The sequence below is a fragment of the Streptomyces racemochromogenes genome, assembly GCF_044129415.1.
GTDB classification, from domain to species: Bacteria; Actinomycetota; Actinomycetes; order Streptomycetales; family Streptomycetaceae; genus Streptomyces; species Streptomyces racemochromogenes_A.
On record NZ_JBBDHD010000037.1, the window covers coordinates 33,825 to 56,370 of the forward strand.

Below are 22,546 nucleotides of genomic sequence, written 5' to 3' on the forward strand. Positions count from 1 at the left end.
GGGCCCGGGCGGGGCCGACCGGATTCGAACCGGCGTCCTCACGGTTGTGGAGACCGCGCGCGACGACCTCTGCGCTACGGCCCCGCCCGCCCGCATCCTATGCGGGCCGCCCGTTCGGCCGCCGCCCGCGGGACCGGGGCGTCCCGCCGAGCCGGCGAGCGGTGGGGAGGCCCGGGCATGTCCGATGAGTTCCGCGGCTCCCGCCGGTCTACCGTGCAGGACCCGATCGTTGCGGAGGGAGCACCAGATGACCGGCAGCACGGCTTTCGATCTCGGACCGCAGGCGGCCGTCGTGGCCCGCCTCGTCTCCCGTGTGCCCGGGGGCGGGCTCGGCGGACGTACGCCGTGTCCCGGGTACGCCGTCGGGGACCTGCTGGGGCACCTCGCCGGGCTGGCCGTCGCCTTCCGTGACGCCGCCCGCAAGGACCTCGGCCCCACGACCGACACGCCCCCGGGCGCGGCCGCGCCGCCGCTGCCCGCCGACTGGCGCGAGCGGATCCCGCGGGCGCTCGGTGAGCTGGCCGAGGCCTGGCGGGACCCGTCCGCCTGGACCGGAATGACCCGGGCGGGCGGCGTCGACCTGCCCGGCGCCGTCGCGGCGGCCGTGGCGGCGGACGAACTGGTCGTGCACGGCTGGGACCTGGCCCGTGCCACCGGCCAGGAGTACGCACCCGACACCCCCGCGCTGCACGCCTCCCACGCCTTCCTGCTGGCGGCCGCCCAGGAGGCGGGCGCCGGCCAGGGCGTCTTCGGGCCGGTCGTCCCGCTGCCGGACGGCGACGGCGCCCCGCTGCTGGACCGGACCCTGGCCCTGAGCGGACGCGACCCGGGCTGGAAGCCGTAGGGGGTGTTGCCCGGCGGTCAGGAGTTCGGCGGCCACGCCGGTGACACCGGTACGGGTTCCCACGGGGCCGGCCGGCGCCGGACCACCAGCCAGACGGCACCGAGCACCGCGGAGGCGAGCAGGGACAGGGCGCCGGCGATCAGCAGCGCCCCGAAGAGGGAGGCGGTGCGCAGGGCCTCCCCGCGCGGGAGGGCCACTCCCCGGACCCGGGCGACCGGGGCGGTGCCGCCCGGCGCCGCCCGCATGCGGTAGCGGGAGTCCCGGGCGTTGGCGCGGTTGTCGCCCAGCAGGAAGACCCGTCCCTGCGGGACGGTCACGGAGAACGGCTCGTGACTGCCGGCCGTCGGGGCGCCGTCCTTCACGTACGGCTCGTCCAGCGGCTCGCCGTTGAGGGTGAGGCGTGCGGCGCCCGGCTGGCAGGCGATCGTGTCGCCGCCCACGGCCACGACCCGCTCGACGACCGGGCCGCCGGGGTCCTCGCCGTCATCCCAGGCCCCCGCCGCCACCAGCACCACGTCCCCGCGCCGGACCCCTGCCGGGTCCTGGCGGAACAGCAGCAGGTCGCCCCGGGCGTAGGTGGGCGCCATGGCGGCCCCCGAGTACGACGCCGCGCGGTACAGCAGCCGGGGCGCCAGTGCGCCCCCGGCGGCCATCGGCACTCCGGCCGTCAGCGTCACGAGCGCCGCGATTCCCCATCCCCGTCCCCGCCTGCGCACCCTGCTCTCCCTTCGCGCCGTCATGTGGCCGAAACCCTATGGGGTGCGGCAGAGGTGTCACCGGCCGGGAGGGAACGGTTCAGCTCGTGATCACTTCTACGTCGTATGTCATGTGAAATATCACATGACATACCGAACGGTCACGACGAGAGAGAGAACACCGATGAACCGCTCAGCCCTTCTGGCCGCCGGCGCCGCGGGCCTGGCCGTCCTCACGGCCACCCCCGCCCTCGCGGCCACGCCGCCCGCCCCCGCCGAGACCGTCACCTCCTGCGGCGCCTCCGGGCTCCAGGCGGGCCTGGCCACCAGGGTGTGCGCCGAAGTCACCGGCACCACCGTCGCGTTCTACGGCACCGTCGCCCTCGCCGGCCCGCCCTCCCCGGGCAGCCCCGCCCCCACGCCCAAGCAGCTGTTCACGACCCTCTCCGTCGAGGTCGTCGGCAGCGGCGTGCCCGTCACCCGGGACCTGCCGGTCGTCTTCACCTCCTCCACCGTCGAGGTGCGCGGGCAGTCCGCCTCCGCCCCCTGCGGGTCGACCGTCCGCGCCGCCTTCGGCGTGGCCTCGTTCCCCTGGACGGCCAGGCCCGTCGTCCACGAGGTCACCCTCACCTGCTGACGGCCCCGGCACCGTGCACGCGCCGGCGGACACCGCCGTCGGCGCGTGCCCGGCCGCGCCCCGCGTACGGTGGAACCGTGCGGATCCTGCTGACCTCGGACACCCACGTCCCGGCGCGGGCCAAGCGGCTCCCCGAGGTGCTGCTGGCGGCCGTCGACGAGGCCGACGCGGTCGTCCACGCGGGCGACTGGACCGACGAGGCCACCCTCGACCTGCTGGAATCGAGGTCACGCCGCCTGATCGCCGTCTACGGCAACAACGACGGCCCCGCCCTGCGCGACCGGCTCCCCGAGATCGCCCGCGCGGAGCTCGAAGGTGTGCGCTTCGCGGTCGTCCACGAGACCGGCCCGGCCGCCGGGCGCGAGCGGCGCTGCGCCGCCCGCTTCCCCGACACCGACGTCCTGGTGTTCGGCCACAGCCACATCCCGTGGGACTCCACGGCCCCCGGCGGGCTGCGCCTGCTCAACCCCGGCTCACCCACCGACCGCAGACGCCGGCCGCACCACACCTTCCTGACCCTGACCGCCGTCGACGGCGTGCTGGGCGACCCCGTCCTGCACCGCCTGCCCGACCGGCCCTGACCCCGGAGCGGTCAGGACTCGCGCTCCATGACCCGGCGGGCCGCCTCCGCCTCGGCCGCGGGCGGGGACAGCTCGTCCAGGGTGTCGAGCTCGTCGTCCGCCCCCAGCTCCTCCTCCCAGGCCGCCGCGAGACGCTCCTGCTCCGCGCGCGGCCGGGCCGTCACGGCCTCCCGGTGCGCGGGGTCCAGAGCCGTCAGAAAGCGTCCGACCGAGTCCGTCGGCATGCCGTTCTCCTTGTCGCCGTGCGGGAGGGCCGTCGCCCTGCTGCCGCGCCCGGCCCAGCATCGCGAACCCGTACCGGCGCCGTCGGCCGACACGTCCGGCCACCACCCGAAGAGCGGCGTGATCCGGCCGGGCGCGGCGCTTCGACCGGAATCTCCCCGCCGTCGCACTACGCTGAGGGGCCGTCCGGCGCCGGAACGTGACGACCGGGGCAGATCCCGGCCCACGCTCGCTCCGGCGCTCCGGACGCTTCCGGGAACGAGACGCGAGGGCCGATGGCAATCACACCAGGGCGCGGAGAACTCGAACTGCTCGACGACGGGGCGGGGGAGGGCGGAGGGGGCGGCGGCGAGCCCCGCGCACACCCCCACGCCCCCGACGAGGCACCCGGCAAGTCCGCCCGGTTCTCCGCCGGGCCCCCCGCCCCGCCCCGCACCCTCGTCGACGTCTTCGCCGCCACCGTCCGCGCCCACCCCGACGAACCCGCCCTCGACGACGGCACCGCGCGCCTGACCTACCGGGCCCTGGCCGCCGAGGTCGAACGCCGCCGGCGCGTCCTCGCCGCCTGCGGCATCGGACCCGGCGACCGGGTCGGCGTACGGGTGCCGTCCGGGACGAACGACCTGTACGCGTCCGTCCTCGCCGTGCTCGCCGCCGGCGCCGCCTACGTACCGGTCGACGCCGAGGACCCCGACGAACGCGCCCGGCTCGTCTTCGCCGAGGCAGGGGTCCGGGCCGTCCTGGGCGCCGGCCCCGGCATCGAGGTCACCGGCCCCCGCGCCCGCGAACGGGTCCGCTCCGCACCGCCCGCACCCGAGGACGACGCCTGGATCATCTTCACCTCCGGCTCCACCGGAAGGCCCAAGGGCGTCGCCGTCAGCCACCGCAGCGCCGCCGCCTTCGTCGACGCCGAGGCCGCGCTCTTCCTCGCCGACGAGCCGATCGGCCCCGGCGACCGGGTGATGGCCGGCCTGTCCGTCGCCTTCGACGCCTCCTGCGAGGAGATGTGGCTCGCCTGGCGCCACGGGGCCTGCCTCGTACCCGTCCCGCGGGCGCAGGTGCGCGCCGGCGCCGACCTCGGCCCCTGGCTGGTGGACCAGGAGATCACCGTCGTCTCCACCGTCCCCACCCTGGCGGCGCTCTGGGAACCCGAGCACCTCGACGAGGTACGGCTGCTCGTCTTCGGCGGCGAGGCCTGCCCGCCCGAGCTGAGCCGGCGCCTGGTCACCGAGGGCCGCGAGGTCTGGAACACCTACGGCCCCACCGAAGCCACCGTCGTCGCCTGCGCCTCGCTCCTGACCGGAGAGGAACCCGTCCGCATCGGCCTCCCGCTCAACGGGTGGGAGCTCGTCGTGGTGGACGAGTCGGACGAGCCCGTGCCCATGGGCGGCAGCGGCCAGCTCGTCATCGGCGGCGTCGGCCTCGCCCGCTACCTCGACCCCGCCAAGGACGCCGAGAAGTACGCCCCTCTCCCGTCCCTCGGCTGGCCGCGCGCCTACCGCAGCGGCGACCTCGTCCGCGCGGAACCCGAAGGCCTGGTCTTCCTCGGCCGCGGCGACGAACAGGTCAAGCTCGGCGGACGCCGCATCGAACTCGGCGAGGTCGACGCCGCGCTCCAGGCCCTGCCCGGCGTCTGCGGCGCGGCCGCCGCCGTGCGCACCGCACGCGGAGGCAACCAGCTCCTCGTCGGCTACCTCGTCGCCCAGGACGGCTGGGACCACGCGGCGGCCCTCGCCCGGCTGCGCGCCGAACTGCCCGCCCCGCTCGTCCCGCTGCTCGCCCCCGTCGACTCCCTCCCGACCCGCACCTCCGGCAAGGTGGACCGCGACGCCCTGCCCTGGCCGCTGCCCGGAGCCGCACACCCCGGGCCCGCCGAACCGCTGCACGGCACGGAAGCCTGGCTCGCCGCCCAGTGGAGCGAGGCCTTGGGCGTGCCCGTCACCGGCCCCGACGACGACTTCTTCGCGATCGGCGGCGGCAGCCTCGCCGCCGCCCGGCTGGCCACCCTGCTGCGCACCCGCTACCCGGGCGCGGCCGTCCTCGACGTCTACCAGCAGCCCGTCCTGCGCAAACTGGCCCGGAGGCTGGAGAAAACCGTACGGGAGGACGAGGCGCCCCGGACCGTCACCCCGGTGCCGCTCCGCTCCCGCGTCCTCCAGACGCTGCTGCTGCTCCCGCTGTTCACCGTGGCCGGCCTGCGCCGCACGGTGGTGCTGTTCGCGCTGGGCAACGTACTGCACCGGTTCGGGCCCTACCCGTGGGCGCCGGCCGTCTCCTGGTGGCTGGTCGCCGCCGGGGCGGTGCTGCTGCTGAGCCCGCCCGGCCGCCTCGCGATCGCGGCGGGCGGCGCCCGCCTGCTGCTGCGCGGGGTGGCGGCCGGACGCCATCCGCGCGGGGGCGGGGTGCACCTCAGGCTGTGGACCGCCGAACGGCTCGCCGAGTGCGCCGGCGCGACCTCCCTCACCGGCGCCTGGCTGGAACGCTACGCCCGGGCCCTCGGCGCCCGGGTCGGCCCCGACGTGGACCTGCACTCCCTCCCGCCGGTGACCGGCATGCTCCGGCTCGGCCGCGGCTGCGCCGTCGAGGCCGAGGTGGACCTCTGCGGGCACTGGCTGGACGGGGACCAGCTCGTGATCGGCCCGGTCCGGGTCGGCGCGGGCGCCGTCGTCGGCACCCGCAGCCTGCTCTTCCCCGGCGCGCGGGTCGGCAAGCGGGCCGAGGTGGCCCCCGGTTCCGCCGTCGTCGGCCACGTTCCGACCGGCCAGCGGTGGGCCGGCGCACCCGCCGCCAAACTCGGCCGGGCCAAACACGAATGGCCCCGCCGGCGCCCCCCGCGCCCGCTGCTGTGGCGCGCGATGTACGGGGCGACCGGCGTGGGCCTGACGGCCCTTCCACTGCTCGCCGCCCTGCCCGCCCTGCTCGTGGCCGCCCGGTTCGTACCCGCCGGCGCGGGCCCCGGCCCGGCCCTGCGCGGCGCGCTGCTCGCGGTGGTGCCCGGGGCGCTCACCTACGGGCTCGCGTACGCCCTGCTGGTGCTGGCCGGCGTGCGCGTGCTCAGCCTGGGCCTGCGCCCGGGCAGCCATCCCACGCACAGCCGGACCGGCTGGCAGGCCTGGGCGGTCACCCAGCTGATGGACCTGGCCCGGGACACGCTCTTCCCGCTGTACGCCGCCCTGGCCACCCCCTTCTGGCTGCGGCTGCTCGGCATGCGCGTCGGCCGCCGCGCCGAGGTCTCCACCGTCCTCGGGCTGCCCAGCCTCACCACCGTCGGCGACGGCGCGTTCCTCGCCGACGACACCCTCACCGCCCCCTGCGAACTCGGCGGCGGCTGGGTGCGGATCGGGCCGTCGCGGATCGGCCGCCGGGCCTTCCTCGGCAACTCCGGCATGACCGCCCCGGGCCGCCGGGTGCCCGACGACGGACTGGTCGGCGTGCTGTCCGCCACGCCCAAGAAGGCCAAGAAGGGCGGCTCCTACCTGGGCCTGCCGCCCGTGCGGCTGCCGCGCTCGGCGGCGGCCGCCGACCACAGCCGCACCTACGACCCGCCCGCACGGCTGCTGTGGGCGCGCGGCCTGGTCGAACTCGGCCGGATCGTCCCGGTGTTCTGCTCCGCGGCGCTGGTGGTCCTGACGGCCGCCGCGCTGTGCGCCCTGGCCGCGCCCGGCCGGCTGGGCCCCGGCGGAGCCGCCCTGCTGTCCGGCGCGGTCCTGCTGGCGGCCGGCGCGGCCGCCTGCGCGGTCACCGTGGCCGCCAAATGGCTGCTCGTGGGCCGCCACCGGGTGGGGGAGCACCCGCTGTGGAGCGCCTTCGTGTGGCGCAACGAACTCGCCGACACCTTCGTCGAGGTGCTGGCCGTGCCGTGGCTGGCCGGATCGGTGCCCGGCACCCCGCTGCTGACGCTGTGGCTGCGCGGACTCGGCGCCCGGATCGGACGCGGGGTGTGGTGCGAGAGCCACTGGCTGCCCGAGACGGACCTGGTGGCGCTCGGCGACGGCGTCAGCGTCAACCGGGGCTGCGTGTTGCAGACGCATCTCTTCCACGACCGGATCCTGCGGACCGATACTGTGGTGCTGCGCGAGGGCGCCACCCTGGGCCCGGGCGGGATCGCCCTGCCCGGGAGCACGATCGGAGCCCGCGGCACGGTGGGGCCCGCCTCCCTCGTCATGGCCGGGGAGTCCGTCCCCGACGACACCCGCTGGCTGGGCAACCCGATCGAGGCGTGGCGCTCCTGAACCCGCGCCCCGGCCGGACGCGGCCCGGCACACCGGCACCCCGGAAGAGCACGGCGCAGGGAGCGGAAACGGCAGTGAGCGGCCAGCAGACAGCGGCACCGGACCCGTACTTCCCGGAGAACGGCGACCCGCGCTACCGCGCGCACCGCTACGAACTCGCCCTGGACTACCGGCCCGGCCCCAACCGGCTCACCGGCCGTGCCCGGATCAGCGCGATCGCCGGACCCGCGCCGCTGGCCGAGTTCCACCTCAACCTCGCCGATTTCAGGCTGGGACGGATCCTGCTCGACGGCCGGGCCCCGCACTACACCCACCGCGCGGGCCGGCTCCGCGTGCGGCCGGCCCGGCCGCTGCCCCCGGGCGCCGCGTTCACCGTGGAGGTGCACTGGTCGGGCAATCCCAAACCGGTCCGCAGCCCCTGGGGCGGCATCGGCTGGGAGGAGCTGACCGACGGCGCGCTGGTCGCCAGCCAGCCGGTCGGGGCCCCCTCCTGGTACCCGTGCAACGACCGGCCCGCCGACAAGGCCTCCTACCAGATCTCCCTCAACACCCCCTCCGCCTACACCGTCGCGGCCGGCGGCCGCCTCCTGACGCGGACCACCCGGGCCAGCACCACCACCTGGGTCTACGAACAGCCCGCGCCCACCTCCAGCTACCTCGTCGGCCTGTCCGTCGGCCCGTACCGGACGCTGCCGGTCGACGGCGCCGGACCCGGCGAAGTCCCCCAGACCGCCCACGTGCCCGCGCGCCTGCTGCCGCGCTTCACCCACGACTTCGCCCGCCAGCCGGCCATGATGCGCCTGTTCCAGGAACTGTTCGGCCCCTACCCCTTCGGCGAGTACACGGTGGTCGTCGCCGACGAGGAACTGGACGTCCCGGTGGAGGCGCAGGGCCTGTCCACGTTCGGGGCCAACCACGTGGACGGCGCCCGCGGTTCGGAACGGCTCATCGCCCACGAGCTCGCCCACCAGTGGTTCGGCAACAGCGTGACCATCGCGGACTGGCGGCACATCTGGCTCAACGAGGGCTTCGCCAAGTACGCCGAATGGCTCTGGTCGGAGCGCTCCGGCGGGCGCACCGCCCAGGAGCTGGCGGCCGCCGCACACCGGCTTCTCGCCTCCCGGCCGCAGGACCTGAGGCTGTCCGACCCGGGCCGCAAGCTGATGTTCGACGACCGCCTCTACGAGCGCGGCGGCCTCACGGTCCACGCCCTGCGCTGCGCCCTGGGCGAGGAGGCCTTCTTCCGCATGCTGCGGGACTGGGCGACGCGGAACCGGCACGGCGTGGTGACCACCTCCGCCTTCACCGCCCACGCGGCCCGGTACGCGGCCGGCTCCACGGACGGCCTGTGCGCGGCCTGGCTCGACGAACCGGCCCTCCCCCCGCTGCCCCGCCCCGCGCACGGCACCTGACGGCCCGTCCGCCGCCCCGCCCCGGCCGCTGTCGGACCCGGGCCCTAGGGTGGGGGCAAGTCGGTGATCAAGGAGCGGTGTGGTGCGGATAGAGCGTCATCAGGTGGACGGAGCGGCCGTTGCGGCGGCCCTGGACGATTTCGAGGACCGGTTCGGGGCGCAGGTCCGCACGATGTCGCGGGGCGGGCCGATGGCCACGTACGAGTGGCAGCTGCTCGCCGAGGACCTCCTCGACCACCTGGGCGCGCTGTCCGTCAAGGCGCCCGCCCTCGACACCCCGCAGGCCGCGGCCTTCCTGCAGGACGCGGCGGCGGCGGCCGCCGGCGCGGTCGCCTACGCGGCGTACCACACGTACGACTCCTTCAGCGTCTTCCTCGACCACGTCAACTTCGGGATGAGCTACCGGCCCGGCGGCGAGCGCGACGAATTGGACGGGGTCAGCCCCTCCGAGTGGAACGACGCGTTCTGCCTCGCGGTCCTCACCGACCGGGTCGCGGCGAACGGGGAGGCCTTCCACTTCGCCCGCCAGGAGTGGGACGGCAACGCCCCCGGCAGCCCCGCCATCGAGCTCGTCAAGGGCTTCCTGGCCCAGGTGACGGGGGACACCGGGAACGAGGACGACGACTATCCGCCGAGCGCCCGGGCGAGGCTCGCCGCCCTGGACGCGGGGCTGGAGCGGATCGGCGCCCGGGCCGCCGAAGAGGGCCAGGACGGTCTCCTCGGCCGGCCGGACGCCATGGGGCTGCGGGCCCTGCGCGCCCTGGCCGCCGGCGACCGCGAGGCCTTCGACTCCGAGCTGGCCGCGCTCCTGACCCACCACAGCGCCCAGCCGGGCCCCGTCACCCGGCCGCGCAGTCTTCTCCCGCTGCTGCCGCTGGCCCTGGCGGCGCTGGCGTACCGGACGCACGGCTGGCGGCCGGCCGTGGACACGGACTACCTGCCGCTCGCCCTCGTCACCGGCTTCGAAGCGGCCTGAGGCACCCGCGCCGGACGGCTCCGGGCCGGAACCCTCCGGCGCGGGCTGCGGGCGGCGCCCTCAGGTGCCGTCGACGAGGCGCTGGAGCCCCGGCGCGTACAGGTCGGCCAGCCGCTCCGGACGCGCGTGCGCACCCGCACCGTCCGGGCGGTGCAGGCTCAGGGTGGCGCCCAGGCCCAGCAGCTGGCCGGCGATCAGCTCGGCCCGCAGCCGGGCGTCCGGTCCCGCCAGGGCGCCGGCCAGCCGGTCGGTGACCTGCTCGCGGAATCGGGCCCGCAGCAGCGTGCGCTCGTCCTCGATGCCGAGGGAGAACACCACCCGCAGCAGCGGGTCCCCGCCGAAACGGTCCCGCAGCTCGACCATCGTCAGGACCATGTGCCGGCCGAGCTCCGGCGGCGGTGCGGCGAACAGGGCGTCGGCGGCCGCGCCGAAGTCGGCGACCGTGTTGAACAAGGCCTCCTTGCTGCCGAACCGCTTCACGATCAGCGAGGGGCTCACCCCGGCGTCGGCGGCGATGCCGCGCAGGGTGACCTCGGCGTACGGCCGCAGCGTGAACGCCCGCCGCGCGGCCCGCACGATGGCGTCCCGGCCGGTCCCGGAGCCCGCCTCCGCCCCGGGGGTGGCGGCCCGCGCGGGGGCGGGTCCGTCGGTGGTGCTCATGCGCTCTCCCGGGCGGCGGTCGCGGACGCGGACACCGTGACCGTACCGTCCTGCGCACCCCGCCCGCGCGGCCGGTCCGACGGGAGGAACAGCGCGGCGGCGAGCGCGGCGAGCGCGGCCCCCGCGGCGATCAGGAAGACCAGCAGGTAGGCGTGCAGGGTCGGGGCCGTGCGGCCGCCCGCCGTGAAGGTCAGATGGGCCAGCACGGCGGCGACGACGGCGCTGCAGCAGGCCTGCCCGACGGAACGCATCAGGGTGTTCAGGCCGTTGGCCGCCGCCGTCTCGCCCACCGGCACCGCCCGCATGACCAGGGCGGGCAGCGCCGAGTACGCGATCGCCGTGCCCGAGGAGACGACGGTCGCGCCGGCCACGATCATCCAGAGGCTGTGGCTGGTGTAGAAGCGCACCACGTAGCCGACGGCCATCACGACGGCGGCGAGCGCGAGGGCGGTGCGGGGCCCGTACGCGGCGGAGATCCGTGCGGAGACGGGGGAGAGGGCGACCATGGCCAGGCCCCCGGGCAGCAGGCACAGGCCGCTGACGACGATGGACGCGCCGAGCCCGTACCCGGTGCTGGTGGGTTCCTGCACCATCTGGCCCGTGACCAGGGAGTTCGCGTAGAAGGCGAAGCCGATCAGCAGGGCCGCGACGTTCGTCAGCAGCACCGCGGGGCGCGCCGAGACCCGCAGGTCCACCATGGGGGAGCGGGCGCGCAGCTCGTAGCGGCCCCACAGCAGGCCCACGGCCGCGGACGCGCCGAGGAGGCCCAGCGTGCGCCCGGAGGTCCAGCCCCAGTCCGCGCCCCGGGTGATGGCCAGCAGCAGTCCGACGAGGCATCCCGCCAGGCCGATGGTCCCCGGGAGGTCGAAGCGGCCGGGGGAGCGCACCGGGGACTCCGGGACGATCCGCAGTACCAGGAGCAGGTCGAGCAGCCCGAGGGCGGCCGAGGCCCAGAACATCGTGTGCCAGTCGAAGTTCTCCATGACCACCGCGGCGACCGGCAGGCCGATGGCCGCGCCGATGCCGAGGGTCGAGCTCATCAGGGCGATCGAGGGGAGCACCCGCTCGGCGGGCAGCTCGTCGCGGATGATGCTGATGCCCAGCGGGATCACCGCCAGGGCGGCGCCCTGAAGGGCCCGGCCGGTGATCAGCACCCCGATGCGGGAGCTGACGGCGCAGAGCACCGAGCCGAGGGTGAGGACCCCGAGCGAGGCCAGCAGCACCCGCCGCTTCCCGTACATGTCCCCGACGCGCCCGAGCACCGGTGTGAAGACGGCCCCGGTGAGGAGGGTGATCGTCACCAGCCAGCCGGCTGCCGCCGGGCTCGCGCCCGTCAGCGCCGGGACGTGCGGCAGCAGCGGGACCACGAGCGTCTGCATCACGGCGACGACCATGCCGCAGAAGGCGAGGACGGGAACGACGAGACGGGCGCGGGGGGCGGCGCCCGAGGCGGGGGGTATCGCGGCGGGCATGCTGCTCCAGAGGGTGAGGAGAGCGGGCACCTAGGGGGTGCACGATCGTTCACCCCTCAGGGTAAACGACTGTGCACCCCTGTGTCCCCGTCCCGGTCCCGCCGCCCCGTTCCCGCGCTGCGGCGCGCTCACCCCCGTCCGTGCGGAGGCGTCGCTGTACGGACCGCCGGTGCGGCGGCCCGTACAGCGCTCGTGACGATCGGCCGGTCAGTCAGCCGCAGTCGTCGTACCCTCCGCCCCAGTCGTCATCGTCGTCGTACCAGCCGTGGCCGTGGCCGTACCCGTAGTCGTCGTCGTCCCAGCCACCGCCGTGGCTCGAATAGGCGACCGCGTGGGTGGGCGCCGCCGCGGAGGCCGTGCCCGCCGCGCCGAGTGCGGCGCCGCCTGCCAGCAGGACTCCGATCGCGGATGCCGCGAAGAGCCGCTTCACTCTCAGTGCTTGCATGGTTGAGAACCCCTTCTCGTCACTGCGCCGTTCGTACGGCGCGAAACGGTGCGCGCCTCCTTTCGCCAACAGCACGGAGTTTTCCTGTACCCGATCAACGTGCGGGGGCGAATCCGCCGTCAACGTGGCCGTTCGGGCCACGGACCCAGGGGCTGGATCGCTCTTTCACCGGGCCGCCTGCGTCCCCGCAGGTGAATACCGACTTCCCACGGTGGCGGCCTTACCCAGACCATGCTAGTCACCTACCTGTGAGTCGTCACTTCGGGCGGCGGCCCACGACCGAGCACTCGAATTCCCGTGAAGGGGTGTGCCGCTGTGGAACAGGAACGCACGACGTGCTGCGTGGTGGGAGGCGGGCCGGCCGGCATGGTGCTGGGGCTGCTCCTGGCCCGCGCGGGGGTCGAGGTGACGGTGCTGGAGAAACACGGTGACTTCCTGCGGGACTTCCGCGGCGACACCGTGCACCCGTCGACCCTCTCGCTCCTGGACGACATCGGGCTCGCCGAGCGCTTCGCCGCCCTGCCGCAGCGCCGGGTGTCCTCCGTCCAGCTGCCCATCGGCCCGGACCGGTCCCTCGTCACGGTCGGCAACCTCGCGGCGCTGCACGGCCCGTACAACTACATCGCGATGGTGCCCCAGTGGGACCTCCTCGACCTCCTGGCCGACGAAGCGGGCAAGGAACCCTCCTTCCGGCTGCGCGTGGACACCGGGGCGACCTCCTTCCTGGTCGAGCGCGGACGGGTCACGGGCGTGCGCTACCGCACCGCCGACGGCCGCACCGGTGAACTGAGGGCCACCCTCACCGTGGCCTGCGACGGGCGCGGCTCGCTCGCCCGGGCCCTGCCGGAGCTCGGGCTGGAGGGCTTCGCCTGCCCCATGGACGCCTGGTGGTTCCGCCTGCCGCGGCACGAGGACGACCCCAGCGGGCTCGTCGGCGCGCTCGGCGACCGCTTCTTCACCGCCCTCATCGACCGGGGCGACTACTGGCAGTGCGCGGCCCTCATCCCCAAGGGGACCGACGCCGAGCGCCGGGCCGAGGGGCTGGAGCGCTTCCTGACCCGCTTCGCACAGGCCGCGCCGTGGCTGGCCGACCGCACCGGCTCCCTCACCTCCTGGGACGAGGTCAAACTCCTCGACGTACGGCTCGACCGGCTGCGCCGCTGGCACCGGCCGGGACTGCTGTGCATCGGTGACGCCGCCCACGCCATGTCGCCCGTCTTCGGCATCGGCATCAACCTGGCCGTCCAGGACGCGGTGGCCGCCGCCCGCCACCTGGTGCGCCCGCTGCGCGCAGGCACCGTGGGGCTGCACGACGTGCGCCGGGTCCAACTGCGCCGCTGGCCCACCACGGTGGCGACGCAGGGCCTCCAACGCCTGGCCCACGCCCAGGTCATCGAGCCCCTGCTGGCGGGCCGGACCGCCTTCGGCGACCCGCGCCGCGCCAAGCGGATGACGGAACTGGTCACGGAGTCCCGCTGGCTCAATCGCGTTCCCGCCTACTTCATCGGATACGGAGCCCTGCGCGAGAAGCCGCCCGAGGAGTCCCTGCGGTGACCCTCCGAGCAGCGGTGTGGAAGTAGGGTCTCCGTTTATTCGGACTGGCTGGATATGATCGGCATCCCACCCCACAGGGCCGTGTCGGCAGTTTCCCCATGCCCTCGTCCAGGCCGGCCCGCCCCCCCGCTCCGCCGCTCCCGAGGACCGATGTCTGCGATGGCACCAGAAGGCCCACCGAGCCCGCCGCCCGTCCGGCGCCGCCGTACCGTGCGCCTGCGCACGATGCTCGTCTGCCTGGCCGTCGTCCCCACCGTGGCGATGGGGACGCAGACGGCCCTCACCGCCCAGCGCCTGCTGGCCCAGTCGGAGCACCTGCGCGCCGACGTGGAGGCCGGCCGGCAGGTCGGGGTGCCGCTGGTGAAGCTGATGAACGAGCTCCAGGCCGAGCGGGCGATGGCGGCGGCACGGTGGGCGGGCTCGCCCGTCACCGACGAGGCCCTGCGCGACAAAAGGGCCGATACCGACCGTGCGGCCGCGGAGTTCCGCCGGATACGGCCCTCCGACAGCGACCCCGCGCAGGGGTCGGAGAAGGCTCCCGACGGCACCGACGAGGGACGCCTCGCCGCCGTGGACGGACGGCTCGACCTGCTCACCGCGTACCGCAGGCGCGTGGACTCCCACAGCGGCAGCGCCGAACAGGTGGTCGGCTACTACACCGGGGTGATCGACGACATCATCCGCGCCTACCAGGACGAATTCAGCCATGCCGAGGACGCCGAACTCGCGCAGGAGAGCCGGCCCGCCGTCTCCCTGTTCTCGGCCACCGAGATGGTCGCCCGCGAGGACACCGCCTTCGCGCTGGCCGGCCCCTCCCGGGAACTCGCGGCCACCGGCTTCTCCCAGTTCCTCGACGCCGTCGGCACCCACCGGTACCTCTACGACACCTGGATCGTGCCGTACCTGCCGCCCGCCGAACTGGCCCTGTACGACAAACTCACCGCCTCGGACGCCTGGCAGGCCAAGCTCCGCATCGAGAACGCCGTCATCGCCAACCACAAGGACACCCCGACCGGCGTGAAGCTGCCGGCCGACGTCGGCGACTGGCCCGCCGCGTACCGCACGTTCGCACCGCGCCTGGCCGAGCTCAACACGGACCGCGCCCGCAGCGTGTTCGCCGCCGCCGATGCCAAGGCCTCCGAGCTGGAGGCCGAGGTCTCCTGGCTCATCGCGGCCAGCGGGGGTGCCCTGCTGCTCGTCACCGCGGTCGTGGTCCTCACCACCCGGTCGGTCCTGCGCCGGCTGAACCGCCTGCACAGCCGTACGGTCGCCCTCGCCGAGGAGACGCTGCCCGACGTGGTGGCCCGGCTCCAGCGCGGCGAGGCCGTCGACGAGTCGGCGCTCCCGGCCGTGCGCGGGCGCCAGGACGAGGTCGGCCAGATCGCCGACGCCTTCGCCCGGGTGGTCGCCGCCTCCGTCGACGGGCACCGCCAACTCGCCGCCGAACGGCACGGCTTCGGCCTGTTCGCCTCGGGCATCGCCTCGCGCACCGGCAACCTCGTCAGCCGGCAGCTCAGCCTGACCGAGGACCTCCAGGACACCTTCGGCCACGACGAGGCACTCCTGGCCCGGCTGATGCGCTCCGACCAGCTGACGGTGGGCATGCGGCGCCAGATCGAGAACCTCCTCATCCTCGCCGGCGGCGAGATCCCCGACCCCCACACCGACCCCATGCGCGTCGCCGACCTGCTGCGCGAAGCCGCCGCGGAGGTCGAGGACTTCCGCCGCATCGAACGGCAGGCCCTGGACGAGGCGAGCGTGCAGCCGCACGCGATCAGCCAGATCAGCCACCTGCTGGCGGAACTCCTCGACAACGCCACCCGGTTCTCGCCGCCGCGCTCGAAGGTCGTCGTCCGCGCCGAACTCGTCGCGGACGGACTGTCCGTCGAGATCGAGGACCGCGGACCGCGCGTCTCGCCCGCCGGGTACGAGGCCATGAACGAGCGCCTGCACTCCGCGCCGCCCTACGCGGTCCTCGCCGAGAACGCCCACCGCCTGGGCCTCTTCGTCGTGGGCCACCTCGCCGACCAGCTCCAGGCCCGCGTCACGCTGCGCCGCTCCGTGTACGGGGGGACCGCGGCCGTGGTGATCCTGCCGGGCGCGCTGCTGACGCCCGCCGCGGACCCGCCGAGGCCCGGCCGCGCACCGCGGCCGGCCGCCGCGCCCGAACCCGCCGCCGAGTCCGAGTCCGAGTCCGTGCCCGTGCCCGTACGCATCCCCGTACGCGGCCGTACGCCCGAGGCCGAGCCCGAGGCGGCGCCCGCACCCGTACCGCCGAGGCCCGAGCGGGCGTTGCCCACCCGCTCCGAGGCCCGCGCCGACGCGCGGCCGGCCCTGCCCGAGCGCGTCCCGCAGACCCATCTCACCCGGCAGTTGCGCGGCCCCCGCGCCCCGGAGCCGGAAGGCGGCCGGGACGCGGCGACACCCGAAGAGGTGGCCGACGCCTGGGCGGACTACGAAGAGGGGACCAGGAAAGTGGAAGCAGAGCTCGGAGCGGACCAGCCATGACGACGACATCCAGTGACATGATCTACGGCATCCTGGACAACAACCTGAGCCGGATCGCCGGCATCCAGGGAGCCGTGCTCCTGTCCAACGACGGCATCAAGCTCAGCGCCTACCTGCTGGAGCGGGACCGGGCCGAGCGCATCGCGGCCGCCTCCTCCGGCATCGCGGCCACCATGAAGGCGATATCCCGGGAGATCGACGGCGGCCGGGTCATCCGCCAGCTGGTCGAGATGGACGACAGCTACCTGTGCGTCGTCGGATGCGGGGAGGGCAGCACGCTGATCGTGGTCACCTCCCGCAAGGCCCGGCTCGGCGAGCTGGGCGGGGAGGCCGTACGGACCGCCCAGGCGCTCGGCGAGTGGCTGGGGACCCCCGAGCGCACCTCCGCGCCGACCGCGTAATGCCGGACGAGCCGCAGCGCCGGGGCACGCGACGGACCCGGCTGTACGCGCTCACCGACGGCCGTACGACCGCCGCTCCGCAGACCGTCCTCACGATGGACACCACCATCGTGGCGGCGGTCCCCGCGGACGACGACGACCCCGGCCTGGCCACCGAATGGCGGGCCGTCCTCGCCCTGTGCGCGCCGCCCGGCGGGATGGCGGTCGCCGAGATCGCCGCCCGCATGCACATGCGCCTCACTCCGATGACGCTCCTGCTCGGCGAACTCGCGGACCGCGGGCTGATCGACCACCGGCCGCCCCTGGAGGCGGCCGAGACCACCAATGTCCACCTGCTCATGAAAATCAGGGACAACCTTGCCCGGATATGACACCGCCGACGCCTCCGCCGCCCCGGGAGCGTCCCCGGTCAAGATCCTCATCGCCGGGGGATTCGGAGTCGGCAAGACGACCCTGGTCGAGGCGGTCTCCGAGATCGAGCCGCTGCGCACCGAGGAACGCCTGACCAGTGCCGGCGTCGGGGTCGACGACCTGGACGGCATCGAGTCCAAGACCCTGACCACCGTCGCGATGGACTTCGGCCGGATCACCCTCGGGGACGCCGGAGTCGTGCTCTACCTGTTCGGCACGCCCGGCCAGGAGCGGTTCTGGTTCATGTGGGACGACCTGCTGAGCGGGGCCCTGGGGGCGCTCGTGCTCGTCGACACCCGGCGCCTGGACCGGGGCTTCCCGGCGATCGACTTCTTCGAGAGCCGGGGGCTGCCGTTCGTGGTCGGCGCGAACTGCTTCCACGGCGAACAGCCCTACACCGCCGAGGAGATCGCCGCGGCCCTGCACCTGCGGGACCCCGCCACCCCGGTCCTGCTGCTGGACGCCCGCTCCCGCACGGAGGCGCGGGACTGCCTGCTGGCCCTGCTCGACGTGGTCATCGCCCGGGCGGGAGCCCCGTCCGGGGCCTGAGCGGGCAGCCCACGGCCCCGCCGTCCTCCAGGAGGACCCGCAGGGCGTACTCGGCCGCCCGGTGCCGCAGGAACACCTGGGCGGAGGTCCCGCCCGCCAGGTACCGGGCCGCGGCCGCCCCCTTGCGCGTCGCGTCGTCCCGCTTCTCGCACCAGCCCTGCGCGGTGCGCCGCACGGTGCCGTCCCACGCGGTGTAGCGGGCCATCCAGAACCAGCCGGTGCCGGCGCGGCAGCACCCCCAGAGCACCGCGTCGAGGCCGGCGTCCTCCCCGTCCTGCCCGTGCGCCTGCGTCTCCCGCGTCACGTGCGTCCCCCCGGTTTCGGTCCTGGCCCGGACCGCAGGCTAGGTCAGGGCGGCGGGCGCCAGGGAGTACGGGATTCGGCCAACCTGGAGCACGCCGGCGACCCGGTGGCGCGTCAGGACCGGCTCGGCTGCGGGGACGGGGAGGCCGCGTCCGCCGAGGGGGAGGGGCTCTGCGTGGGGTCCACGGTGCAGACGACCTCGTCGCGCGGGGTGTAGTGGGTGCGGAACGTCTCCCGCTTGACCTCCTGGCCCTGCCGGACGAACACGCGGTCCACCGCCACGTCGAACCCTTCGAGCGGGGTCTGCGCCTCGCAGTCCGGGCCGGAGGCCTCGCGCCTGCCGGGCGGGGTGAGGTGCGTGCGGGGGCCCAGGGTGGCGCGTACCGCGTCGTACTGCTTCGTCCCGAGCAGGGTGATCGTCACGGAGGTGTCCGTGGACGCGGCCCGGATGGTCAGGGGATGGCCGGAGTCGTTCCTCCAGCGCAGGTCGAGGGTGCCCCAGGCGACGGTGGCCTCGCGGCCCTCGGGGTACCGCTCGATGTAGAAGGAGTGGGCCCCGTGCTCCACGAACGGGGCGCCCGCGAAGAACACGGCGTTGTACACGGCCGTGGCGACGCTGGAGACACCGCCGCCGGGCGCCTTCACGTACCGGCCGTCGTTGATCATGACGCCGTCGACGAAGCCGTTCTCCTTGGTGCGCTCTCCGACCGTCCGGTTGAAGCTCCACGTCTGGCCTGGGCGGACCACCGACCCGTTGATCAGCTCGACGGCCCGCCCGATGTTCGCGGTCCGGTAGGGGGCGGCGGGGAAGTGGACCGTGAAGGAGGACACCTCCTGCGGGGCCGCCGCCACGCCGACACCGCCGGCCACCGCTCCGCCGGTCACCACACCGCCGGCCGCGGCCGGCGCGGCGGGCGCCGGGGCCTCGGCACCGGCGGCGTGACCGGCCGGGATCAGCAGGGTGAGGCCGAGGCCGAGCGCGGCGGCCCCCGCCATCGCGGGCAGGCCGATCCGCCGGTGGTCCGTCAGACGGTGTGCGCGTCGCATGTCTCTCCTGGGGCGGGGGCTCGGGGCACGGGCGTGCCGATCGGGGCCGATCGGGACACGACCGCAGACAAGGATCCCGCCATCCAGGTCAAAAGGGACAAAAATGTGCGCGTTCTCACGCCGGGCGGAGCGGCGGGGACGGGGGGAGAGGCCGGTGGCGAGCCGGGGCGGCGCGGGCGCTAGCGTGATCATCATGTACACGATCAAGGGCGTGAACGCCACGCCGGGCGGGCCGGTCACCGTCCTGTTCCACGACCACGGCTACCTCGCCACGCCGGACCGGCGGCGCGGCTCCCTCACCGAGACCCTCTTCGGGGAGGGGGCGGGCTGCCTCACCCTCGTGGTCCTGCTCGCCTCGGTGGGTCTCTTCAGCCTGCTCCGGAAGACGGGAGCCCCGGAGGCCGCCGTCACGGCCTGCCTGTGGGCGGGCATCGTCGCGCTCTGCTACGGGGTCCTCATCGTGGCCGCGCAGTGGGCCGGCGGGGTGCTCGTGGACCTCCTGGTCCTGCTGCTGGCCGTGGCCACCTTCCCGGCCCTGCTGATCCCGGGCTACCGGCGCGCGCTGCGCCGCCGGCGGGGCGGCGGCCGGCCGGAGACCGATCCGGGCTGGGTGCCCGCCACGGCCCTCGCCGGAGTGTGGCACCAGCACGACCCGCGCGGCGGAGCGGTGGTCACGGTCCAGCGCACCGACGGGACCGTCACCGCCTACGTCCCCGCCCCGGAACGGGCCCGCGACCTGTACGAACGCTTCGACGCCCTGCTCCGCAGCACCCGCCCGCCCCGTGGCCGCAGGCCCCCCACCAGCCCTGGCAGGGACACCCGCCCCACCTCCGCGGCTGATCCCGCCGGAACGGCCCGGGGCTACAGGGCCGCGATCAGCGCGGGCAGTTCGCGCATGTCGTGGAAGACGGTGGTGCCCGGGCCTTCGAGGTGCCGTGCCGGGGTCAGCCCGCCGGCGTAGCCCAGGCAGCGCATCCCGGCCGCGCGGGCGGCCAGGACACCGGGCCGGCTGTCCTCGACCACGACGCAGGCCGCCGGATCGACCCCCATGCGCCGGGCCGCGTGCAGGAACACGTCCGGGGCCGGCTTGCCCCGGGAGACCTCGGTGGCGCTGTAGATGCGGCCCGCGAAGCGCTCGTAGAGCCCCGTCCGGCCGAGGGTGTGCCGCATCTTCTCGTGCGAGCCGCTGGAGGCGACACACGTCGGCAGGGCCAGGGCGTCCAGGGCTTCCGGCAGGCCGTCGACGGGGGTCAGATCGGCCTCCACGGCCGCGTGGTGGAGCTCCTCGAACCGCTCCGCCCACACCGCGGCGGTCTCCTCGCCGAGCTGCACCGCGACCTGCTCCCGGACCGCGGCGTGCGTGCGCCCGATGAACCGGTCCACGACCTCGTCCTCGCTCAGCGGCCAGCCCAGGCAGGCTCCGAGGGCGACCTGCACGCGCACGGCGATGCGTTCGCTGTCGACCAGCACGCCGTCGCAGTCGAATATGACGAGTCCAATGGGCTTGATCATGACCGCAGCATAGGGCCCCGGGCGCGTAGCGCCTCCGGCGGCCGCGGGTGTGCCAGGCTGGCGCCACGGCCCCGGGCCCCCGGCCCGGAGGGCACCGCACGCGACAGGAGCACCCATGCTGACCTCCACGCAGGTTCCGGGCGGCCTGAACTGGCTCGACCTGGCCACCCCCGACATCGACGCGGCCGTCGCCTTCTACGAGGGCGTGTTCGGCTGGGAGTTCGTCACCGCGGGGCCGGAGGCCGGAGGCTACGGCTTCCTGTGGAAGGACGGCCGGACGGTGGCCGCCGTCGGACCGCTGACCGAGGAGGGCGCCCGCTCCGCCTGGACGGTGTACTTCCGCACCGTGGACGCCGACGCCACCGCCGAGGCCGTCGAACGGGCCGGCGGGACCGTCCGGTTCCCCCCGGCCGACGTGTTCACGGCCGGGCGGACGGCCCGCTTCGCCGACCCCTCGGGCGCCGAGTTCGCGGTGTGGCAGCCCGGGAAGACGGACGGCCTGGAACTCGTCAACGAGCCCGGCAGCGTCAGCTGGATCGAGCTGTACACCACCGACGCGGCGGCCGTGAAGGAGTTCTACGGCAGCGTCCTGTCCTGGGAGACCCGCGACACGCCCCTGGGCGGGGGCCTCGTCTACACCATCGCCGGACCCGCCGGCGGAGGAGAGCGGACCGTGCACGGCGGCATCCTGGAGCTGACCCAGGCCCACCTGGACGCCGGATCGGTCTCCGAGTGGCACCCCTACTTCGAGGTCGAGGACTGCGACGCCGCCCTGGCGCGGGCCTCGGAAGTGGGCGCCACCGTCATCATCCCCGCCATGGAGGCCGACGGCGTGGGCCGCATCGGGATGCTCCTCGATCCGTTCGGGGCGCCGTTCGCGGTCGTCACCAGCCCCAGGCCCTGACCCCCGCGGCCCGCCCTCCGGCCCGACGCTCAGGTGGCGGGCAGCCGCATCCCGAGCCGCGTGCCCAGGGCGCGCGCCGTGGTGCGCACCTCCTCGCCCGTCTCGCCCTCGGCGACGGCGCCGAGGACGGCCAGGGCCAGCACGGCCTCCCGGTAGGTGAGCATCGGCAGCCGCTCGGGCCCGGCGTCGGCATCCGCGTCGACTTCCTCGGCCACGACGTCGGTGTACAGGTCGTCAAGTGTCACACCGGCCCAACGCGCCGCCCGCCGGTCGGTTACCCCCTCGGGCCCGGGCGTCCGCCCCGGATCAGGACCGGGGGTGCAGCGGCACGGGCAGCCGGTCGAGCGTGATGCCGAACCCGGCGCGGTACGCGGCGAACACCTCCTCGTCCGACCCCAGTTCCTCCTCCGCCCGGTCGCCCGAGGGCGAGGTGGTGATGAGGGTGTGGTCCCGCAGGGTGACCCGGCCGCCGTCCTCGGTGAGCCGCGAGCACACCGGGCCCCGGGTGAAACCGGATTCCGGGCTGGTGCGGTGCCACCAGGCGCCGCTCAGGAAGTCGGCGAGCACGCGGGGCCGGGTCTCCAGCCGGTACACCGGCACCCCGTCGCGCAGCACCTCCAGGTCCCCGTCGCCCTCCGGAGCCGGCCGGACCAGGAACACCCCGCCCGGGTCCTTCTGTTCGCCCGGCTCGTCCAGGTCGAGCGGGTACGCGCTGTGGTCGCCGAAGCCCACGTCCGCGAGCCAGCGCCCGTCGACGCGCAGCGCCAGGTGGTCGTAGGGGATGCCCAGCGCGCCGTCCTTGCCGTGGACCCGGCCCTGGAGGAGCTCCACCCGGTGGCCGAGCGAGCCCAGCAGCGCGGCGAAGGCGCCGTTCAGTTCGTAACACATGCCGCCGCGCCCCGCGGTCACGATCTTGTCGAAGAGGGCCTCCTCGGTGAGCACGAGGTCCTCGCCGAGATGGATCGACAGGTTCTCGAAGGGGACGGCGCGCAGGTGGCGCAGGTGCAGGTCGCGCAGCGAGGCGCCCGTCGGCCGGGCGGGGCGCTCCGTGCCCAGACGGCGCAGGTAGGCTTCGGTACGGGTCGGGCCGAGAGGATCCATGGCCCCACTCTCGCGCCTCGCGGACCGCCGCGCCAGCACGTACGGGTGACCGGGCCGCTTGACCCCGCCCGGGTCACCGG

Annotated in this window: 22 protein-coding genes, 1 tRNA gene and 1 pseudogene; 13 read left to right on the forward strand and 11 right to left on the reverse strand. The window is 75.1% G+C overall.

What is annotated here, in order from left to right:
• Positions 1-9: 9 nt before the first annotated feature.
• Positions 10-84, reverse strand: a tRNA-Trp gene (locus tag WDV06_RS16820).
• A gap of 163 nt (positions 85-247) precedes the next feature.
• Here WDV06_RS16820 and WDV06_RS16825 point away from each other — a divergent pair.
• The gene (locus WDV06_RS16825) at positions 248-844 is read left to right on the forward strand and encodes a TIGR03086 family metal-binding protein (RefSeq protein ID WP_395510555.1); all 597 of its coding nucleotides are present in this window, start codon (positions 248-250) and stop codon (positions 842-844) included.
• Between the two features lie 17 nt (positions 845-861).
• Here the strand turns inward: WDV06_RS16825 and lepB are convergent, their stop codons facing one another.
• Entirely contained in the window at positions 862-1,521 is a 660-nt protein-coding gene (gene lepB, locus WDV06_RS16830) for a signal peptidase I (RefSeq protein ID WP_395510556.1), read from the reverse strand.
• 202 nt (positions 1,522-1,723) lie between these two features.
• On the opposite strand from lepB, the gene WDV06_RS16835 reads away from it, so the two are divergent.
• Positions 1,724-2,176, forward strand: coding sequence for a hypothetical protein (locus tag WDV06_RS16835; protein ID WP_395510557.1), 453 nt, complete (start codon positions 1,724-1,726; stop codon positions 2,174-2,176).
• Between the two features lie 77 nt (positions 2,177-2,253).
• Entirely contained in the window at positions 2,254-2,757 is a 504-nt protein-coding gene (locus WDV06_RS16840; protein ID WP_395510558.1) for a metallophosphoesterase family protein, read from the forward strand.
• A gap of 11 nt (positions 2,758-2,768) precedes the next feature.
• Here the strand turns inward: WDV06_RS16840 and WDV06_RS16845 are convergent, their stop codons facing one another.
• Entirely contained in the window at positions 2,769-2,981 is a 213-nt protein-coding gene (locus WDV06_RS16845) for a hypothetical protein (RefSeq protein WP_395510559.1), read from the reverse strand.
• 273 nt (positions 2,982-3,254) lie between these two features.
• Here WDV06_RS16845 and WDV06_RS16850 point away from each other — a divergent pair, with 273 nt between their 5' ends.
• The 3 genes from WDV06_RS16850 (at position 3,255) to WDV06_RS16860 (ending at position 9,599) form a co-directional block, all read left to right on the forward strand.
• Entirely contained in the window at positions 3,255-7,211 is a 3,957-nt protein-coding gene (locus WDV06_RS16850) for a Pls/PosA family non-ribosomal peptide synthetase (protein WP_395510560.1), read from the forward strand.
• Between the two features lie 74 nt (positions 7,212-7,285).
• The gene (locus WDV06_RS16855; protein WP_395510561.1) at positions 7,286-8,623 is read left to right on the forward strand and encodes a M1 family metallopeptidase; all 1,338 of its coding nucleotides are present in this window, start codon (positions 7,286-7,288) and stop codon (positions 8,621-8,623) included.
• 82 nt (positions 8,624-8,705) lie between these two features.
• On the forward strand, positions 8,706-9,599 hold the full coding sequence (locus WDV06_RS16860; RefSeq protein WP_395510562.1) for an Imm49 family immunity protein: 894 nt from the start codon (positions 8,706-8,708) through the stop codon (positions 9,597-9,599).
• A 60-nt stretch (positions 9,600-9,659) separates the two neighbouring features.
• On the opposite strand, the gene WDV06_RS16865 is transcribed toward WDV06_RS16860, so the two are convergent.
• From WDV06_RS16865 to WDV06_RS16875, 3 genes are all read right to left on the reverse strand, one after another.
• Positions 9,660-10,259: a TetR/AcrR family transcriptional regulator gene (locus tag WDV06_RS16865; RefSeq protein WP_395510563.1), complete on the reverse strand. Its 600-nt coding sequence runs from the start codon at positions 10,257-10,259 to the stop codon at positions 9,660-9,662.
• Positions 10,256-11,731, reverse strand: a complete 1,476-nt coding sequence (locus WDV06_RS16870) for an MFS transporter (protein ID WP_395510564.1) — start codon at positions 11,729-11,731, stop codon at positions 10,256-10,258. Before WDV06_RS16870 ends, WDV06_RS16865 begins: the two co-directional genes overlap by 4 nt.
• 211 nt (positions 11,732-11,942) lie before the next feature.
• Positions 11,943-12,176: a hypothetical protein gene (locus tag WDV06_RS16875; RefSeq protein ID WP_395510565.1), complete on the reverse strand. Its 234-nt coding sequence runs from the start codon at positions 12,174-12,176 to the stop codon at positions 11,943-11,945.
• 315 nt (positions 12,177-12,491) lie between these two features.
• Between WDV06_RS16875 and WDV06_RS16880 the strand changes: the two genes are divergently transcribed.
• From WDV06_RS16880 to WDV06_RS16900, 5 genes are all read left to right on the forward strand, one after another.
• On the forward strand, positions 12,492-13,730 hold the full coding sequence (locus tag WDV06_RS16880) for an FAD-dependent oxidoreductase (protein ID WP_395510566.1): 1,239 nt from the start codon (positions 12,492-12,494) through the stop codon (positions 13,728-13,730).
• A gap of 159 nt (positions 13,731-13,889) precedes the next feature.
• Positions 13,890-16,238: a sensor histidine kinase gene (locus tag WDV06_RS16885; protein WP_395510567.1), complete on the forward strand. Its 2,349-nt coding sequence runs from the start codon at positions 13,890-13,892 to the stop codon at positions 16,236-16,238.
• Positions 16,235-16,639 (forward strand): roadblock/LC7 domain-containing protein, encoded by a 405-nt coding sequence (locus WDV06_RS16890; protein WP_395510568.1) that lies wholly within the window; start codon positions 16,235-16,237, stop codon positions 16,637-16,639. Before WDV06_RS16885 ends, WDV06_RS16890 begins: the two co-directional genes overlap by 4 nt.
• Positions 16,639-17,010 carry a DUF742 domain-containing protein gene (locus WDV06_RS16895; RefSeq protein ID WP_395510569.1) on the forward strand — a complete coding sequence of 124 codons (372 nt, stop codon included), beginning with the start codon at positions 16,639-16,641 and terminating at the stop codon, positions 17,008-17,010. The genes WDV06_RS16890 and WDV06_RS16895 overlap by 1 nt, the downstream gene beginning before the upstream one ends.
• The gene (locus WDV06_RS16900) at positions 16,997-17,599 is read left to right on the forward strand and encodes a GTP-binding protein (protein WP_395510570.1); all 603 of its coding nucleotides are present in this window, start codon (positions 16,997-16,999) and stop codon (positions 17,597-17,599) included. Before WDV06_RS16895 ends, WDV06_RS16900 begins: the two co-directional genes overlap by 14 nt.
• On the opposite strand, the gene WDV06_RS16905 is transcribed toward WDV06_RS16900, so the two are convergent.
• Together WDV06_RS16905 and WDV06_RS16910 are read right to left on the reverse strand one after the other, a co-directional pair.
• On the reverse strand, positions 17,565-17,903 hold the full coding sequence (locus WDV06_RS16905; RefSeq protein ID WP_395510571.1) for a hypothetical protein: 339 nt from the start codon (positions 17,901-17,903) through the stop codon (positions 17,565-17,567). The two genes, WDV06_RS16900 and WDV06_RS16905, sit on opposite strands and share 35 nt — an antisense overlap.
• A 113-nt stretch (positions 17,904-18,016) precedes the next feature.
• Positions 18,017-18,739: pseudogene (locus WDV06_RS16910) on the reverse strand (VanW family protein); the annotation flags it as partial.
• Between the two features lie 403 nt (positions 18,740-19,142).
• Between WDV06_RS16910 and WDV06_RS16915 the strand changes: the two are divergent.
• Complete coding sequence (locus WDV06_RS16915; protein ID WP_395510572.1) at positions 19,143-19,910, forward strand: hypothetical protein; 768 nt, start codon at positions 19,143-19,145, stop codon at positions 19,908-19,910.
• On the opposite strand, the gene WDV06_RS16920 is transcribed toward WDV06_RS16915, so the two are convergent.
• Positions 19,811-20,461 carry an HAD family hydrolase gene (locus tag WDV06_RS16920; protein ID WP_395510573.1) on the reverse strand — a complete coding sequence of 217 codons (651 nt, stop codon included), beginning with the start codon at positions 20,459-20,461 and terminating at the stop codon, positions 19,811-19,813. The two genes, WDV06_RS16915 and WDV06_RS16920, sit on opposite strands and share 100 nt — an antisense overlap.
• A 115-nt stretch (positions 20,462-20,576) precedes the next feature.
• Here WDV06_RS16920 and WDV06_RS16925 point away from each other — a divergent pair, with 115 nt between their 5' ends.
• Entirely contained in the window at positions 20,577-21,365 is a 789-nt protein-coding gene (locus tag WDV06_RS16925; protein WP_395510574.1) for a VOC family protein, read from the forward strand.
• A gap of 29 nt (positions 21,366-21,394) precedes the next feature.
• Here the strand turns inward: WDV06_RS16925 and WDV06_RS16930 are convergent, their stop codons facing one another.
• A complete protein-coding gene (locus WDV06_RS16930; RefSeq protein ID WP_395510575.1) occupies positions 21,395-21,610 on the reverse strand; it encodes a hypothetical protein in 216 nt (71 codons plus the stop codon).
• A gap of 61 nt (positions 21,611-21,671) precedes the next feature.
• Positions 21,672-22,466: an arylamine N-acetyltransferase family protein gene (locus WDV06_RS16935; protein ID WP_395510576.1), complete on the reverse strand. Its 795-nt coding sequence runs from the start codon at positions 22,464-22,466 to the stop codon at positions 21,672-21,674.
• Positions 22,467-22,546: the final 80 nt, after the last annotated feature.